Origin of the sequence: Paenarthrobacter sp. C1 (assembly GCF_049315185.1) — a bacterium.
In the GTDB taxonomy this organism is placed as follows: Bacteria; Actinomycetota; Actinomycetes; order Actinomycetales; family Micrococcaceae; genus Arthrobacter; species Arthrobacter nicotinovorans.
Map to the genome: position 1 here is coordinate 1,498,574 of NZ_CP186052.1, position 17,450 is coordinate 1,516,023.

General features: G+C 64.9%; 8 protein-coding genes. All 8 read left to right on the forward strand.

The genetic code is table 11. The features are described from left to right. The first annotated feature begins 175 nt into the window (after nt 1-175). The 8 genes from ACNAOU_RS07150 (at nt 176) to ACNAOU_RS07185 (ending at nt 17,427) form a co-directional block, all read left to right on the forward strand. Nucleotides 176-6,271, forward strand: a complete 6,096-nt coding sequence (locus ACNAOU_RS07150) for an Ig-like domain-containing protein (RefSeq protein WP_422758354.1) — start codon at nt 176-178, stop codon at nt 6,269-6,271. A 66-nt stretch (nt 6,272-6,337) separates the two neighbouring features. Continuing rightward, nucleotides 6,338-7,309 carry an AAA family ATPase gene (locus tag ACNAOU_RS07155; protein ID WP_018777405.1) on the forward strand — a complete coding sequence of 324 codons (972 nt, stop codon included), beginning with the start codon at nt 6,338-6,340 and terminating at the stop codon, nt 7,307-7,309. A 45-nt stretch (nt 7,310-7,354) separates the two neighbouring features. Beyond that, a complete protein-coding gene (locus tag ACNAOU_RS07160; protein ID WP_018777406.1) occupies nt 7,355-8,758 on the forward strand; it encodes a DUF58 domain-containing protein in 1,404 nt (467 codons plus the stop codon). Beyond that, complete coding sequence (locus ACNAOU_RS07165) at nt 8,755-11,253, forward strand: transglutaminase-like domain-containing protein (protein WP_422758355.1); 2,499 nt, start codon at nt 8,755-8,757, stop codon at nt 11,251-11,253. Before ACNAOU_RS07160 ends, ACNAOU_RS07165 begins: the two co-directional genes overlap by 4 nt. Further along, entirely contained in the window at nt 11,243-12,799 is a 1,557-nt protein-coding gene (locus tag ACNAOU_RS07170; protein ID WP_018777408.1) for an RDD family protein, read from the forward strand. Before ACNAOU_RS07165 ends, ACNAOU_RS07170 begins: the two co-directional genes overlap by 11 nt. Beyond that, nucleotides 12,796-13,713: a PP2C family protein-serine/threonine phosphatase gene (locus tag ACNAOU_RS07175; RefSeq protein WP_055975011.1), complete on the forward strand. Its 918-nt coding sequence runs from the start codon at nt 12,796-12,798 to the stop codon at nt 13,711-13,713. Before ACNAOU_RS07170 ends, ACNAOU_RS07175 begins: the two co-directional genes overlap by 4 nt. After that, complete coding sequence (locus ACNAOU_RS07180) at nt 13,700-15,697, forward strand: hypothetical protein (RefSeq protein ID WP_422758356.1); 1,998 nt, start codon at nt 13,700-13,702, stop codon at nt 15,695-15,697. The genes ACNAOU_RS07175 and ACNAOU_RS07180 overlap by 14 nt, the downstream gene beginning before the upstream one ends. Next, entirely contained in the window at nt 15,694-17,427 is a 1,734-nt protein-coding gene (locus ACNAOU_RS07185; protein ID WP_018777411.1) for a serine/threonine-protein kinase, read from the forward strand. Before ACNAOU_RS07180 ends, ACNAOU_RS07185 begins: the two co-directional genes overlap by 4 nt. Nucleotides 17,428-17,450 lie beyond the last annotated feature (23 nt).

The window sequence follows — 17,450 nt, forward strand, 5'->3', positions numbered from 1 at the left end:
AATGGATAGCCCGGTCTCGGGTTTCCTTGGCTGGCCGTGGGGCGCGTGGGATAGTCTTAGGGACTGAAAATTCCGCCGCCGTTCGGGGGTACTGCGGATTGTACGGCTGCCGGCACCTGCCGGATGGCTTGGAAGCCACTGGGGGGCGGCTGCAAACAAAGGGAATTCTGGGGCTGTGACAACTTTCTTCGGCAAGCTGGGGCTGAAAAAGCGTCAAAACAAGAAATTCATAGCGGGCACCGCTGCCACTGCAGCAGGGGCTGTGCTGGTCGCGGGTGCCGTTCTGTACCCGGGTTTCAAGACCACCGAGGTGGACTTGAACGACGGCGGCGTGTGGGTTGTGAGCAAAACCAAGAACGCTGTGGGGCGGCTGAACTACCCGTCCCGCGTCCTCGATGGCGCCGTAACGCCTGCCACCACCACGTTCGACGTCCTGCAGCACGACGGCAACGTCTTCGTCGATGACGAGTCCGGTTCCACCATCAACCAGGTGTCCGCCGCCAACCTGAAGCTTGGCGGCGATAAGCAGCTGCCGTCGTCGTCGCAAGTCAGCTATGGTTCCACGGTCCTGTCCGTGACCGATCCTGCCCGTGGCAAGGTGTGGGCACTTTCTCCGTCCACGGTCAACGGCTTCGACGAGGAAGGCACCGAACCCGTCCTGACCGGCGATCAAGGCATCGTCTCCGCAGTCGGCGCGGATAACCGCATCTACACCGCCGACCCAGGCAAGGGCGAGATCACGGCCATCACCGTGGACGCGGACGGCCAGCGGACCAACTCCGAAGTCACCAAGGTGGACGAGCTCAAGGGCGCAGGCGATCTTCAAATCTCGGTAGTGGGAGACAAACCCGTTGTCCTCGATGCCGCCTCCGGAAACCTTTTCCTTCCCGGTGGCCGCAAGCTCCAACTCCAGGATGCCCGCGAAGCCAAACTCCAGCAGACCAGCGGGGAGAGCAGCTACGTCGCCATCGCGACCCGCAAAGCCCTCCTGAAGCAGCCCCTGGACGGATCCACGGCCGCAACAGTCAACGCCGACGGCGAGGGAGTTCCGGCTGCCCCGGTCCAGGTCAGCAAGTGTGTCCACGCCGCCTGGTCCGGCGCCAACAAGTACGTCCGCGACTGCGAGAACGACGCCGACGACAAGAAGAACGACGTCCCCAAAGCCAGCGCTTCCCCGAGCTATGTGTTCCGCGTTAACCGCGACCTCGTGGTGCTTAACGACGTGAACTCCGGCAGCGTATGGCTGGTCAACCAGAACATGCAGCTGGTCAACAACTGGGACGACGTTGTCCCGCCCAAGAACCAGTCCGATGACCAGGACCAGGAGTCCGCGGACAACAACACCATCAACGTCCTCCCGGACCGCACCAAGCCAAACCGACCGCCGGAGACCAAGCCGGACGAATTCGGCGTCAGGCCGGGCCGGACCTCCATTTTGAGCGTGCTGGACAACGATTCAGACCCCGACGGCGACGTCCTCACCGCTTCGGTGGGTCCCAACGGCCCCAAGATGGGGACGCTGGAAAACATCTACGGGGGCTCCGCTTTCCAGATCAAAGTTCCCGCGGATGCCAAACCGGGAACGGAAGTCTTCGACTACAACGCCGCAGACGGACGGAGTTTGTCGGCCGGTGGCAAGGTCACCCTCCATGTGGTGGCTCCCGAAGAGAACAAGCCTCCCTTCTTCAAGCGGGGCGAGCCCACCACCATGCTCGTGGAGCAGGGAAAGTCCGTCAGCCAGAACATCCTCACCGATTGGATGGATCCCGACGGTGACGACCTCGTCCTGCTCGATGCCAAGACGGACAACGACCAGGACCAGGTGAAGGTTCGCCGCGATGGCCTGCTCACCTACCAGGATTCCGGCGCAGCACCGGGCAAGAAGAACGTCACCATCACCGTGTGGGATGGCAGGGCCACCACCACGGGCCGTATCGTCGTCAACGTACAGCCCCCGGGCGCGCTGGCACCCGTGGTCAACGCCGACCACGTCACAGCCGTTGTGGGGCAAGACCTCGTCATTGCGCCGTTGAAGAACGACGTCGATCCCAACGGCGGCGCATTGCGCGTTGCCCACGTTGAGGCGGCCGGGCCCGCTGAGCTGGGACCGGTGACCGACGGCGGCACTTTCACCTTCCGGAGCACCACGCCGGGTCCGATCTACCTGACGTACATCGCCAGCAACGGGCCGCAGAGCAGCCAGGGCCTCATCCGCGTCGATGTCGAGTCCGGCAAGGACGCAGGAGCTCCCGTTGCCGTCCATGACGTTGCCTTGCTTCCCGTTGGAGGCAGCGTCCTGGTGGACCCCTTGGCCAACGACTCCGATCCTTCCGGGGGAGTACTGGTCCTGCAGTCAGTGACGGTTCCGGACGGCTCGTCCGCCTCGGTCAGCGTCATTGACCACAGTGTCCTGCGTGTCACCGATGTCCTCGGTGCCAAGGACCCCTTCGTCTTCAGCTACACCATGTCCAACGGACGCACCTCAGCGACCGGAACGGTGGGCGTCGTCCCGGTGCCGGCTCCCGCCGTCGTCGAAGCTCCCCAACCGAAACCGGACGAAGTGAACGTGCGGGTGAACGACGTCGTCACCATTCCGGTCCTGGACAACGACACGCACCCGCAGGGCGAAGAGCTCTCCGTGGACCCCGTCCTGGCCCAGGGCATTCCCGAAGAAGACGGCAAGGCCTTCATTTCCGAGAAGACCCTGCGCTTCATCGCCGGACCCACACCGAAAACGGTGCGCGCCATCTATAACGCAGTGGACCCGCAGGGCCAGAAGAGTGCTGCCGCGGTAACCATCCACATCCTTCCCCTGGAAGGCACCCAGAACTCGCGCCCGCAGCCGCAGAACCTGACCGCTCGCGTCGTGGCCGGAGGCAGCGTCCGGATCCCGGTCCCGCTGGACGGCATCGATCCCGACGGCGACTCGGTGCAGCTCACCGGCATCGACAGCACACCCACCATGGGAACCGCGACGGCGGGAAGCAGCTTCATCGATTTCGTCGCCGCTGGTGACGGTGCAGGAACGGACACGTTCCGGTACAAAGTGATTGACCGGCAGGGTGCGGTCAACACCGGAACCGTCACGGTCGGCGTCGCGCCCCGGGGGGAGAACAACCAGAAACCGGCTCCCGTCGATGACGAGGTCAAGGTTCGCCCCGGTCGGCAGATCGCCGTTGATGCCACTGCCAACGACACCGATCCCGACGGTGACATCATCCGTATCCTCACGGACAGCATTGAAGCCGATGCGGGCCTCGACGCCCATGTCAGCAAGACCAGCGGCCGCATACTGGTTACCGCGCCCGCCGCTGAAGGCACCGTCAACGTCCGCTACTCCGTGGCCGATGACCGTGACGCAGTGGGACAAGCCAGCATCCGCGTGGTGGTGAAGAACGACATTCCGCTCCAGGCACCGATCGCCCGCGACGACCGGGTGACATCAGCCCAGACACTGGGCAAGACCGCCGTGGATGTTCCGGTCCTGAAGAACGACGAGGACCCCGACGGAGTGGGGGAGAACCTGAAGATCAGCACCGACGTGACAACCGCGCGCCCGGGTCCCGAGGGCAATGTGATCGTCGAACTCACCGAGCAGCCGCAGTTGGTGCCCTACACCGTGGAGGACGTGGACGGACAGAAATCCACGGCCATCATCTGGGTTCCCGGCATCGGCCAGCAGGTTCCGACGCTCGCCAAGGACGAGGTCATTGAACTCGTTTCGGGCCAGTCGGTGACCGTTGACCTGGCCGAATGGGTGAAGGTCCGTGAGGGCCGCTCGCCACGGCTGACGCAGACTGACCGCATCAAGCTCATCGGCGCCGACGGCGCTGATCCCGTGGCCAACGGTGGTACCGGCCTGAAATACACTGCTGGAGCCGAATACGTGGGTCCTGGCTCCATCAGCTTCGAAGTTACAGACGGAACCGGGCCGGACGACCCCAATGGCTTGAAGTCCACCCTGAGCATCCGCACCAAGGTCCTGCCTGATCCCAACAAGAACAACCCGCCTGTCCTCCTGGGCAGCGATGTGGAAGTTCCCAAGGGTGATTCCGCAAGCCTGGATCTTGGGAAGCTGACATCGGATCCTGACTCCGACGATGTCCAGAACATGAAGTACGAGCTCACTGGTTCTGCCACGAGTGGCTTCAAGGTGTCGGTGGACGGCAAAACCCTGAAGGTCTCCGCGGATGACTCCGTGCAGATCGGGCAGTCCGGCACTGTCCAGGTGAAGGCCAAGGACCCTCGTGGCCTGGAAGCTGTTGCTACCTACAAGCTCGCGCTCTCGGCGTCCAACCGTCCCAAGCCTGTTGCCAACGATGACGCTGAACCGGATGCACAGTCCGGGAAGCCTGTCACCGTGAACGTGCTGGCCAATGATTCGAATCCGTTCCCGGACACCCCGCTGAAGATAGTCTCGGCGGTCACGGAGACGGGGCAGGGAACTGCCGAGGCCGGCGGCGACAGTGTGACCGTGACGCCTGCCGGCGGCTTCACAGGGACCATGGTGGTTGCCTACACAGTGCAGGACAAGACGGGCGAAATTTCCCGCTACGCCACAGCGCGTATCCGCTTGACCGTCAAGGACAAACCAGCGGCGCCCACCACACCCTTGGCTCAAAGCGTCGGTGACCAGACAGCGTTGCTCACGTGGAACGCCCCTGCAGACCGCGGCTCACCCATCACCAAATACACGGTCTATGGCGAGAACGGCTTCAAACAGGATTGCCCGGCCAACACGTGCACCTTGACCGGCCTGACCAACAACGTGAAATACCACTTTGCGGTCACTGCCACGAACGCCATCAACGAATCCGAGCGCTCCCCGGTCTCGGCCGAGGTCCGGCCGGACGTGAAACCGGACACGCCGGTTGCTCCAACGCTGAAGTTCGGCGACAAGCAATTGTCGGTTGCCTGGGTTCCCCCCGGCAGCAAGGGTTCGCCCATCAAGTCGTATGACCTTGAGATTTCCCCGGCCCCGGCAGGACAGAATCCCCAGATCCAGAACCTGACGGGCAACAGCCACGTCTGGACGGGCCTGACCAACGGCGTGGCCTACAAGGTCCGGGTCCTGGCCCGCAACGACGCCAAGGAGCCTTCCGAGTGGAGTACCTACTCTGCTGCGGAGACCCCGGCCGGTGTCCCCGCGACACCTGCCGCTCCGTCGGTGGCCGGCGCAGGATCGGTCGGCAGCCAGAGCCAGTTGCAGGTCAGCTGGGCGGCGCCGAACAACAACGGCGACGCCGTGTCCAGCTACACCTTGACCACGTACCGTGGTGGCGCCGTCGTGGGTTCGCAGGCTGTAGCAGCGACTTCCCAGAACGTGACCGTTGACAACTCCGAAGCCGACTATTCGTTCACTGTCTCGGCCACGAACAAGGCAGGCGTCAGTGGCGTGAGCCAGCAGTCCAATGCCATCCGTGCTGCAGGCAAGCCCGGAATGGTGGGCGCGCCGTCGGCGGCGCTGGTGGAAACCAACGCCGACGGCGGCAAGATCCGCGTCGCGTTCAACCCGCTCTCCGCGTCAGAACGCAACGGTGCCAACGCCAACGAGATCAGTTACCGATATGCGCTGACCTCAGGCGGCGGCAGCGGTGCCATTCCCGCCGGCGGCGGCGTGGTGGCAGCACCCAACGGTACAGACACCGCCGTGGTGGTTTGGGCGATCTCCTCCCGCAACCCCACGCCCGGTGATCGCAGCCCGGCGTCGAACACTGTGAATCCTTACGGCCTTGCCTACGCTCCGACCGTTACCGGCAGCAAGAGCAGCGGCGTGGGTGACAAGACGGTGTCGTGGACCTGGAACGCCCCGAACGGCAACGGCCGTCCGGTGACGGGCTACCAGTACAGTGTTGACAACGGAGCCTGGCAGGACACGGGCCAGCGGAGCTTCTCCACGAGTGTCGGCTACAACCAGACGGTGACCCTGCGGGTCCGTGCCGTCAGCGGCGGGCAGGCAGGACGGGTTGGCAGCGACACCTCGCGCAGTGGCGATGCGCCGCCGCCCCCGCAGCCTCCGGCAGGCGAGATCAGGGCCCACAACAACACGTGCCCCGGTAAGCCCGGACAGGCCGATACCTACAACCCGAGCGGCCCGAGCTGCGGCGTTGGCTGGGTCTCCAACTCCGAAGGGTGGTTGAACGTCAACTGCACCAAGGACATCTACAACAACGGCACTCCCTGGTACCGCGTCACCCAGGGCAGCCACCCCGGCTGGTTCGTGAAGTCCACCACCGTGGATCTGCGCGGAACCAAGCCCGGCGGTTGCTAGCCACGTCCGGCCGGCACCAACAACAACTTCATCCCAACACCCCAACACAAGGAACAGGATCAACCGATGACCATGACAAACGAGCAGGCCGCGTGGTTTGCAGAAACGTTCGAGAAGCTCGTTGCCAACGTGGGCCAAGCCGTCCTGGGCAAGGAACACGTCATCCGGCTGACGTTCACTGCGATGCTGGCTGAGGGGCATGTCCTCTTTGAAGATGCACCCGGCACGGGCAAGACCTCCCTGGCCCGTGCTTTGGCTGCCACGGTGCAGGGTTCACACAACCGCATCCAGTTCACCCCCGACCTCCTGCCCTCGGATGTCACGGGTGTGACCATCTACGACCAGAAGACGCAGAAGTTCGAGTTCCACAAGGGACCGGTCTTCAACAACATCGTTCTCGCCGACGAAATCAACCGTGCTTCCCCGAAGACGCAGTCTGCGCTGCTGGAAGTCATGGAGGAGTCCCGGGTGACCGTGGATGGCACCACCTACGAGGCAGGCCGCCCGTTCATGGTCCTGGCCACCCAGAACCCCATCGAGCAAGCTGGTACCTACCGGCTTCCGGAAGCCCAGCTGGACCGCTTCCTTATCAAGACCTCCATTGGCTACCCGGACCACGCCTCCACCGTCCGGCTGCTGGGCGGGGCCAACCTGAAGGACCGGTCGAAGGATCTGACGCCGTTGATCACGACGCAGGCCGTGGCCGACATGGCGGATCTCGCCGCCACCACGCACGTGGATACCGCAGTGCTTGAGTACATTTCCCGGCTGTGCGAGGAGACCCGTAACGCCTCCGAAACCCGCCTCGGCGTTTCGGTGCGTGGAGCCCTGGCCATGGTCCGTGCGGCCAAGGTATGGGCAGCGGGACAGGGCCGGAACTTTGTGCTTCCGGACGACATCAAGGAGCTCGCTCCAGTGGTGTGGACGCACCGTTTGGTGATGGATCCTGAGGCAGAGTTCTCTGGCGCCACGCCGGACGTCGTGCTCACGCGCGTCCTGGCCGAAGTGGCCGCCCCGCAGCAACGCGCCACCGCCTAAGCCAGCGCAGTTCCCTTCTCGCACCGTTCGAACAAAGGCCCCTACATGTCCTCCAGCAAACCCCTGACCAGGGCTGCTGATTCGCTTAAGCGCGCCACGTCAGCAGTTGGCGGCACGATGCGCTCCCTGCGTGGCTCCGGCAAAGAAGCGGGCAACCGCCCTGGCAGCCGAAGCACGTCCGGAAAAACCAGGAAACTGCACCCCGCCGCTGTGTGGGCCGAGGCTGCTGGCACGGCAGGGGAGTTCCTCGCGCCGGCCTGGGAGAAAGTCCGTGCCCTATGGCTGCGCTTTGTCTGGCCGGCACTCTCCGTTGTCAGCCTGCTCGGCTGGGTGGTGCTCGCGGCGGCGATCGGGCTCTGGTGGGCAGGCCAGTCCTGGGGCTGGCAGGAAGCCAAGTCCGCGGCCTTGGTGGCCTTCCTGCTCTTCGTGCTGGCCGTTGGCTTCATTGTGGGCCGCTCGGCGTACGGCGTGGTCCTGGACCTTGCCCGCACCCGTGTCGCGGTGGGTGACGACGCCGTGGGGAGCATTGCCGTTTCCAATGTCTCCACACGCCCGTTGCTGCCTGCCGCGCTGGAACTTCCCGTGGGAGCCAACACGGCCGTCTTCCACCTGCCGCGGATGAAGCCGGCCCAGGTCCACGAGGATCTCTTCACTATTCCCACGGCCCGCCGTGCGGTGATCGTGGTCGGACCGGTGCGCTCCGTTCGCGCCGACCCTCTCCACCTGCTGCGCCGCCGCGTGCTCTGGACCGAACCGGTTGATCTGTTCGTGCACCCGAGGACTGTGGCGCTCGGGGGTTCCGCTGCCGGGTTCATCCGCGACCTCGAAGGCATGCCCACCACGGAACTTTCCAGCGCCGACGTCTCCTTCCATGCCCTGCGCGACTATGTGCCGGGCGATGACCGGAGACACATCCACTGGAAGACCACGGCCCGCACCAACAAACTCATGGTCCGCCAGTTCGAGGAGACGCGCCGGGCACACCTGGCCATTTCCCTGTCCATCAACACCGACGAGTACGACACCGAAGCGGAATTCGAAATGGCCATTTCGGTGGCGGCCTCCATCGGCCGCCAAGCCATCAGTGAACAGCGGGACCTGGACGTCCTGACCCAGAAGGGGCCGCTCCGCTGCGAAACCGGCCGCAACCTCCTGGACGACATGACCAGGATTGTCGGGGCACCCATGCGGAAGACCGCCGTCGATCTTGCCCGGACCCTCTCCGATACCGTCCCGAATGCTTCCGTGGTGTTCTTCGTGGTCGGCAGCCATGTCACGGCCACGCAATTGCGTTCGGCCTCAGCGTCCGTCCCACCGGGAGTCCGCAGCCTTGCCGTCCGCGTCCAACCCGGCGCCGCGCCGTCGAGGGCCAACATCGCGGACTTGACGGTCCTCACTGTGGGCGACCTGGACGATCTCGCCATTGTCCTTCGAAAGGCGGCAGCATGAGCACCGCGCCCAACCTCCGCGTCCGTCCGCGTGCGGAAAAGCAGGCTAAGTCCGGTGCCCGGGCCAAGGCACGAGCCGCAGGCGGATCTGTCTTTGCCGACGACCGGCCATTGTGGCACTTCTTCGTGGACTGCGTCGCCCTGACAGTGCTGCTGTTCCTCGGCGTTCTTGGCTTCACGCTGAGCTTCGGTGGGGACGCACGCTTCCTCGTCGCTGGTTTGGGCGGGGTGATCCTCGGGCTCGGCGTTGCCGTCCTGAATGCCCATCTCCGGCTCGGTCTCCTCATCACAACAGCTTTGGCCTTTGGCGCCTACATGGTGTTCGGTTCGGCGCTTGCCGTGCCGGATTCCGCGGTTCTCGGATTCCTGCCAAGCTTCGATTCCCTGCGAACGCTCCTGTTGGGCATTGTGTTCTCGTGGAAGGACATGCTCACGGTCGGCGTTCCGGTCGGAACAGCCAACGGCACGTTGATCGTGCCGTTCCTGAGCTCGCTGCTCATGGCCTTGGCGGCAGGGCTGCTGACCTGGCGGCTGAAAAGCCCCTACTGGCCGTTGCTGCCGGTTCTGGTCCTGTTCGTCACGGGCATCGCCTTCAGCACCAGCTCGGGCTTCCTGAACGTGGAGCGCGGCGTGTCCTTGACCATAGTTTCGATCGTCTGGGCGACGTTCCGCCGCGATGTCCTCCGCCAGCGCAGTACCCGGACCGTCTCAGCCAACAGGCCGGATTCCGACGCCGGTGCGGCCCGCCGCGGCCAGCTCCGCCGCCTGGGGACTGCAGCCGCGGTCATCGCCGTGGCCGTGGGCGTAACGGCCATCGCATCACCCCTGGTGACCGCCAGCGACGACCGCAAGGTGCTGCGGAACACGATCGTCCCGCCGTTCGACCCCCGTGATTACATCACTCCACTGGCGAGCTTCCGGAGCTTCGTCAAGGACGAAAAGGACACCACGCTCTTCACGGTCAAGGGCTTGCCAAAGGACGCCCGTGTACGGCTGGCAGCGCTGGATGCGTTCAACGGCCTGAACTACACCATGGATCCGAACAGTTCCGGGAACTTCAGCAAAGTTGGCGACGCCAAGTCGCTGAACACGCTGGCTGATTCCGGGAGCCCGGTGGAAGGCACCAACTACACTCTGGACATCACGGTGGAGGACTACCAGGGTTACTTTGTCCCGGGCGGCCGCCACACCACCGGGATGAGCTTCGCGGACACCTCCGGCGCGGCATCGGGGCTCTACTTCAATGCGGGCACTGATACTGCGGTGACCACCAAGGGACTGGGCAAGGGTGAGAATTACACGGTCCAGGTTTCCGATCCCGGCACTTTGGAGCATGGACAGCTCACCCAGTACGACTTTGCGAAGCTCACATTGCCCGACGCTGAGGAAGTTCCCCCGATCGTTGCCTCGCAGGCCAACGAATTGTCCGCGGATGCACCCACAGCGATCGACCGTGTCCGGCAGATCGAGGCCCACTTCCAGAAGAGTGGTGCCTTCAGCAACGGCCTGGTGGCAGAGGGGCAGCTGCCCAGCCTTCCGGGCCACAGCGCGGCCCGCATCCGCAACATGCTCTCCGCCAAGCAGATGCTGGGCGATGACGAGCAGTACGCAGTATCCATGTCCCTCATGCTCCGCCATTTGGGCATTCCTTCGCGCGTTGTAATGGGTTTCTACCCGGATCCCAAGAGCCCCGAAAACGGCGCCGGCGATGTCAAGATCACGGGCAAGGATGTCCACGCCTGGGTAGAGGTGGCCTTTGACCGCGTTGGCTGGGTCTCCTTCGATCCCACACCGCCCAAGGACAACGTGCCCATCCCGCCGGATCCGCAGAACAAGTCAAAGCCGAAGCCCCAGGTACTGCAGCCGCCACCGCCGCCGCAGGAGCCCGCGGACCTGCCGCCGGACTCCACTCCCGACGCCCTGGACGCGGACGAGAAGAAGAACAACCCCTGGTTGTTCTGGGGACCACTGCTGGCTGCGATCGGTGTTGCCCTGATTCCTTTGGGGATCCTGGCTATCCCGCTGCTGTTGATCCTCCTGTTGAAGTCTCGACGCCGAAAGGCACGTTTCCGTGATGGCCACCCGGCCCAGCGGGTTGGCGCAGGATGGAGCGAGGTATTGAGCCTTGTCACCGACATGGGTGCATCGATCGACACCAAGTCCACCAGGCGCGAGTCTGCCTCGGTGATTGCGGACGCTTTCCCCACAGCCGGCAACACCACTACCGTGCTTGCGCACCGCGCCGACGCCGCGGTGTTCGGTGCCGGCCAGCCGAGCGAGTCGGAGGTCAAGGAGTACTGGGAGATCGTCGACTCGTCCCTGACCGATATCACTGGAAGCGTCGGATTCTGGAAGCGGCAGCAGGCACGGTTCTCTCCGCGCTCGTTGTTGTCCGACGGCAGGGCGGCCCTCCGCCGTCGGAAACAAGACCCTTCCAATCCCGGCGGGCGGCGTTTGAAACTGCCATTCACGAAGGACACCACGGATGAGCAGTGACGTTGAACTGTGCCCGGCCTGCCGTCACGCTGTCCGTCCGGGGGCGGCGTTCTGCAACCAATGCGGATCGCCGCTGAACAACCGGGGCGCCCGTAAAGAAGGCAACATCAACCATGCCCAAAGGGCGGCCCTGGAGTCCGCCGCCCGGCAGGGCGTGGCCGATCCCGGTAGTATCTCCGTAGTGTCGGCGCCAGTATCGCCGGTGCTTCCGGGGACAAGTGCCGAACCGGACAGACTGCAGGGGCCAGGGGGAGGGACCACCATGACCACCAAGCTCGACCTCGTACCCGCTTCCGCCGGGAAACGGATGGGCGCGGCAGCCTTGGACTGGTTGGGTCCCGTCGCCGTCCTGGCCACGACATTTGCCATCGGCATCGCCGGCATCACCCAGACGCGCCGGAATGGCTTTATTGTCTACGACACCGGCCTGCTGGTTCTTCTTGGCAGCATCGGCCTCGCAGTCACCGTGATCTACACGTTCGTTCTGCTGGGGGTGGAGGCAAAGTCGGGCAACACCATCGGCAACCAGCTCATGGGCATCCGCAGCGCCGACGCGGACGGCTACGCACCGGGTGCTGGGGCGGTTTTCGTTCGCGGCATCGTGACTGGTGGCCTTCTCGTTGTGGGGTCCTTGGCTGCAGTCATCCTGTCGGCCCTCGGCCTGCTGGGGCTTGTCGCGTGGATCGCGCTCCCGCTGATGGTGCTCGGTGTTGTATGGGCCATCCTGGTGGTGGTCTCCAACGCCTGGGACAAAAACGGCAAGTTGCGCGGCTGGCATGACAAAGCGGCAAAGTCCTTGGTGTTCGATGTCAACGCCGGCCGGAATCCGGTAATCTCGGGCGGCATCCAAGGTCCCTACAGCTTCGCTCCCATGGACCTTCCCCCGGTCCAACCGGTTGCTTCCCCCGTGCCGTCCGGGCGGGCCCCGGCCCCGGCGCAGGCTCACCCAACCCAGGCGACCGCGCCGGTGACCCCGACCGCCCAGGCCGCTCCGGCGTCGTCCGTTGCACCGGCCGTGCAGCCCTCGCATGATCCCAACCAGTGGCGTCCACCGACCCCGCCTCGCCAGGTTCCTGTCACGCCACAGGTGCAGCTTGCCCCCCAGCAGGCCGCCGCGTCCCATGCGGCTCCGGTCGTTCCGCAGCCGGCTGCGGCCGCCCACCCCGACGACGACGTCGAACGCACCCAGATGCGTCCCGGCACAGCCCGCGCCCAGGCAGTCCTGCGGATACGGGTGGATGACGGCCAGGATGTCCAGCTCGGCGGAACTGTCCTGCTGGGCCGCAATCCCGCTGCCCAGCCCGGGGAAAACGTTGAGCAGCTCCTGCCGGTGTCCGATCCCGGCAGGTCCATCTCCAAAACCCATCTTCATCTCCGGGTGGACGGCGACGGCGTGTGGGTAACGGACCGCAATTCAACCAACGGCAGTGCCGTCACCACCCCCGACGGCATCCAAACCAGGCTCCAACCGGGCGAAGCTGTCTTCGTCCGCCCCGGTTCCACAGTCCATTTCGGGGACCGCTCCTTCCACCTAGGACAAGCATGAATTCACAGCCGGCCACTCCCGCCAACGCCGACGCCGGCCCAGCCGCAGGCGGTACCTCATTCCGTCTTAGCTACGGATACGGAACCGACCGCGGACTTCGTCGCGAGCTGAATGAGGATTCGTTCATCGCCGCGGACCCGGTCTTCGCCGTCGCGGACGGAATGGGCGGGCACGAGGCAGGCGAGATAGCCAGTGGCATGTGCGTGCGCACCCTGGGCAGCGCTCCCGAGTTGGCTTCCGGGGTCCGCACGGCGTCAGCGGCGGATCTGCAGGCTTGCCTGTTGAAGGCCGACGCCGCCATCCGCGACGCCACGGGTGCCCGCGCCGGCACCACGCTTTCGGGTGTGGTTGTGGTGGAGCAGATGGGCCTTCCGTACTGGCTGGTCATGAATATCGGTGATTCCCGGACCTACAGGCTCAGCCAGGGCGAATTCGCCCAGATCAGCGTGGACCACTCGGAAGTCCAGGAGCTTGTGGACTCGGGCGATATCACCTCCGAGCAGGCGGCCGTTCATCCCCGCCGGCACGTTGTGACGCGCGCACTGGGAACCGGCGATGAGACGGAGGCCGACTTCTGGTTGCTACCCATCCAGGAGGGCGACCGGATCATGGTCTGCTCGGACGGACTCAACGGCGAACTCAGCGATGACCACATGTTCCGCATCCTCAGCACGGTCGCCCACCCGCAGGACGCGGTGGACGCACTTATCCAGGCAGCGCTGCGGAGCGGTGGTCGGGACAACGTCACAGTGATTGTGGTTGACGCCAAGAACGTACTGAACGACGCCGGTATCGCCATTACGGCGCCCCGCCCGGAAGTCGGGTCCGAGGTGGAGGAGGACACCCTTCCCAAGGCCTGGGTAAACGGCACCGGGCAAAACGACCAAGAGGAAGGCAGCGATGGCAAGCAGTAATCTCCTCTCCCACACGCGGTACCAGCAGGGCGAATGGTTTGGTGTTGTTCGCAATGGAACCGTTGTCCTTCTTGGGCCGGAAACACCCCATGCCTTGATCGACACTGTCTGGGAGCTGCTGGAATCCTCACCCGAGGCCCATGAAGTACTGAACGAAGTCACCGGGGCTTTTGGTGTCTCGCTTAGCCGTATCCCGCCGTTCGGCATCATTGATTCCAAGGACGCGCTGCGGGTGTTCCTCCGTGGCGACCTCGAATTGGCAGTGCATCTGGACGGGCGCCAAGAACATCTCACAGGCCGTGACGTCACCACCTGGACGGAGCGCCGCATTGTCGGTGCGTCCTCCTTCAACGTCTACATCGGTGCGCCGGCTGCCGCCGGGATGGACCGGCCGCTTTTGGACTCCCTCCCCGTCAAGGACGGCGTGGTGCTGTTGGCTTCCCTGGAAGCCGCCGGTTCGGCCCCTCCAGCGGCGGATCCCGTGCCGGAAGCGCCCATGGTGACGGAACAAGACACAGCGCCGGAAAGCGACATAGCGCCGGAACAAGACACAGCTCCCGAACAAAACATGGCGCCCGAAACCCACGTGATGCCGAACGCGCACGTCGCGTCTGTTTCCGACGAAACCATGGTCGGCTACCAGGAAGCCGACCTCGGGCTGACGATTGCACCGGGCCAAGCCCACGCCATCGAGGGCCCTGTCCCGGCCGCACCTGAAACGAAGGCCGTCGAGGACGGGGACAGCGGACAGGAAGACACGGAGCAGGCCGGGCTCGCAGTGGGGGAGCCTGAAGTGGGGGAGCCCGCTGGACAGGAAGAGCCTGCGGGGTACATTGCTGCTGAGGCCAAAGAAGCTGAAGTCCGTTCCGGCGATGAAGAACTCCCCGCTCCGGACCGGTCCGGCGAAGACGGTGCCGTGGACGATTCGGAAGTCCCGGTCCACACCAGCACGACTGATCCCGTGGGTCCCTCGCTGGAGAACACCACGAACTATGACCATTTGTGGGACAAGACGGTGATGCGCACCATCGAAGACGCCGCAGTCCGTCTGCAGAGCGACTCTGATGACCACGACACTCCTGCGGGCCAGGCACTTGGCCCGCAACCGCCGTCGGCTCCGCAACCGCCGTCGGCTCCGCAACCGCCGTCGGCTCCGCAACCGCCGTCGGAGCCGGAAGGAACCGTCCCGGACCCGGCTGGCCCGGAACCGCTTTCACCTGAACCGCTTTCACCCCAACCGTTGGTTATCCCACCCGTGCAGGCAACTGCGCCGGTGGCCGGTCAGTCCGCCGGCGCGGCGCCGGCCGGTGGACTGATTGATTCGGTGCCGTGGCTGCGCAGCGCTACTTCGGCGCCGGTGGCTGCTCCCGCCCCACAGGTGCCTGCAGCCTGGACACCCGCGCCTACCAGCGGCCCGGTGGACGAGGACTCGGACCACGACGGTCAGACAATCATGAAGAGCAGCCTGCCCGCGGCCGATGACGGGGAGGCTGCCGCCGCGTCCGGTGCGACGCCGGCCGTCAACGGTCCCAGTGTGCTGGCCAGGGTCTGCTCCCAGGGACATGCCAACCCGCCCACCTATCCGCTGTGCTCGGTGTGCGGAGTTCCCGTCTCCGGGGATGCTGTCCATGTCCCGCGGCCCCGTCTGGGACGCATGCGGCTTTCCACCGGGGAACTGATCGACCTCGATCAGTCGCTCATCATCGGCCGCCAACCCTCGGTTTCGCGCGTCCAGGGCGGCACCATGCCACGGCTGGTCCAGGTGGAGAGCCCTGGCGGGGACATCTCACGCTCCCACGTCGAGGTCCGCCTTGAAGGCTGGCACGTGATGCTGTGCGACCTGAAGGCGACCAACGGCACCGTGCTTATCCGCGAGGGCCAAGCGCCCCGACGGCTTGCCCAAAACGAGATGGCCATCCTGCTGGATGGCGATATCGCCGAACTCGGCGACGACATTTCATTGCGTTTCGAGGAGATTCTTTGAGTTCCAAGAGGCCCCCCGCGCCGCCTCCGCCCATCCCGGGGTTCAAGTACATCAGCTTGCTTGGCTCCGGTGGCTTTTCCGATGTTTACCTTTACGAGCAGGACAGGCCGCGCCGTAAGGTAGCGGTCAAGGTGCTGCTGTCAGACCTCAAGACGGAAGGGGCACGCCGCCGCTTCGAGTCCGAGGCGAACCTGATGGCGCAGCTGTCCTCGCACCCCTACATCGTGACGATTTTCGAAGCGGAGATCACCGAGAGCGGCCACTCGTATCTGGCCATGGAGTACTGCTCCCGGCCCAGCCTTGACGTGCGCTACCGGCGGCAGCGCTTCAGCGTGGACGAGGTCCTTGCCGTCGGCATCCAGGTTGCGTCCGCCGTCGAGACCGCCCACAGGGCCGGAATCGTGCACCGTGACATCAAGCCGGCCAACATCCTGGTCACCGACTACAACCGTCCGGCCCTCACGGACTTCGGCATCTCAGGCACCATCGGTGCCGATGCCGAGGACGACGCCGGCATGTCCATTCCATGGTCGCCGCCCGAGCAGTTCCGTGGTGGTGCCGTGGAGGGCGTTCCCGTGGACATCTGGGCCCTGGGGGCCACGCTCTACACGTTGCTGGCGGGCCGGTCACCCTTCGTGCTTCCGGGACAGGACAACTCGCAGCGGGAACTGATCTCGCGCATCACCAACGCGCCCCTTCCCAGGCTGGGCCGCGCCGACGTTCCGGAATCGTTGGAACTTGTGCTGGCCACCGCCATGGCGAAGTCCCCAGGCTCCCGCTACTCCTCAGCGCACGCCTTCGCTTTGGCGTTGCAGCGGATCCAGACCGAGCTGAACCTGTCCGTGACGCCCTTCGAAGTGCTCGAAGAACCAGGTCACGGCGATGAGCAGCACCCGGATGACAACTTCGAGGAAACCCGGGTCCGGAGCATCGCGTCGATCGACCCGGACGCGTCGGGCACAGCCACGACAGGCTCTGCACCGACCTTCCCTGCCCGAACTTTTCCTTCGACTGTTCCCGGGAACAACCCGCCGCAAACAGCCCCGCAACCGGCAGCACGGCCGACCCTGTCCCAAGGCTCTGCCCAGCAGGCAGCAGCTGCTGCCCAACAGACAGCGCCGCCGCGATTCCACACGGCCCAGCCGGTCTTGGACGAGCCCGATTCTTCGGAGTCCACCGTCCTTCGCGGCTGGCAACCCTCGGGCAGGCAGGACATCGTTGACGATACTGTCAGTCGCTCCGCGTCGCAGGCATCCCAGGACACCGGCAATGAAGCGCCGGCTGCGGACCACAGCAAACGAAACTTGTGGCTTGCTGCAACGGGCGCGGCGGTGCTGGTTGTGGCGATCGTGGTCGGAGTGGTGCTGGGCGCCCAGGCGCAGCCGAAGGTGGCACCCACAGAGGCGGCCAGCAAGCCGCCGGCGGACCCGATAGGCGATGGTGGGGTTCCCGAGGTTACGGACATCACTTACGAGATCCAAAGCGGGGGCACCTCAACGACGCCCTTGGTGGTTTTTCGCTGGGACAGCCCTGACTGGAAGGTGACGGACACTTTCAAGTGGCGACTCAAATCCGCGAAGTCCGAGGGCACCTACGAATCGACGTCCGAACTTTACGCCATCATCACGGGCCACGCCGAGCGGCCCCTCTGCATCCAGGTCATCATGGTCCGGGCGGATGGTTCGGCATCGCCGGGCGGCCCTGAGTCCATTGCCTGTGTGGAGAAATAGACGGCTCATGACAGAAACACGTT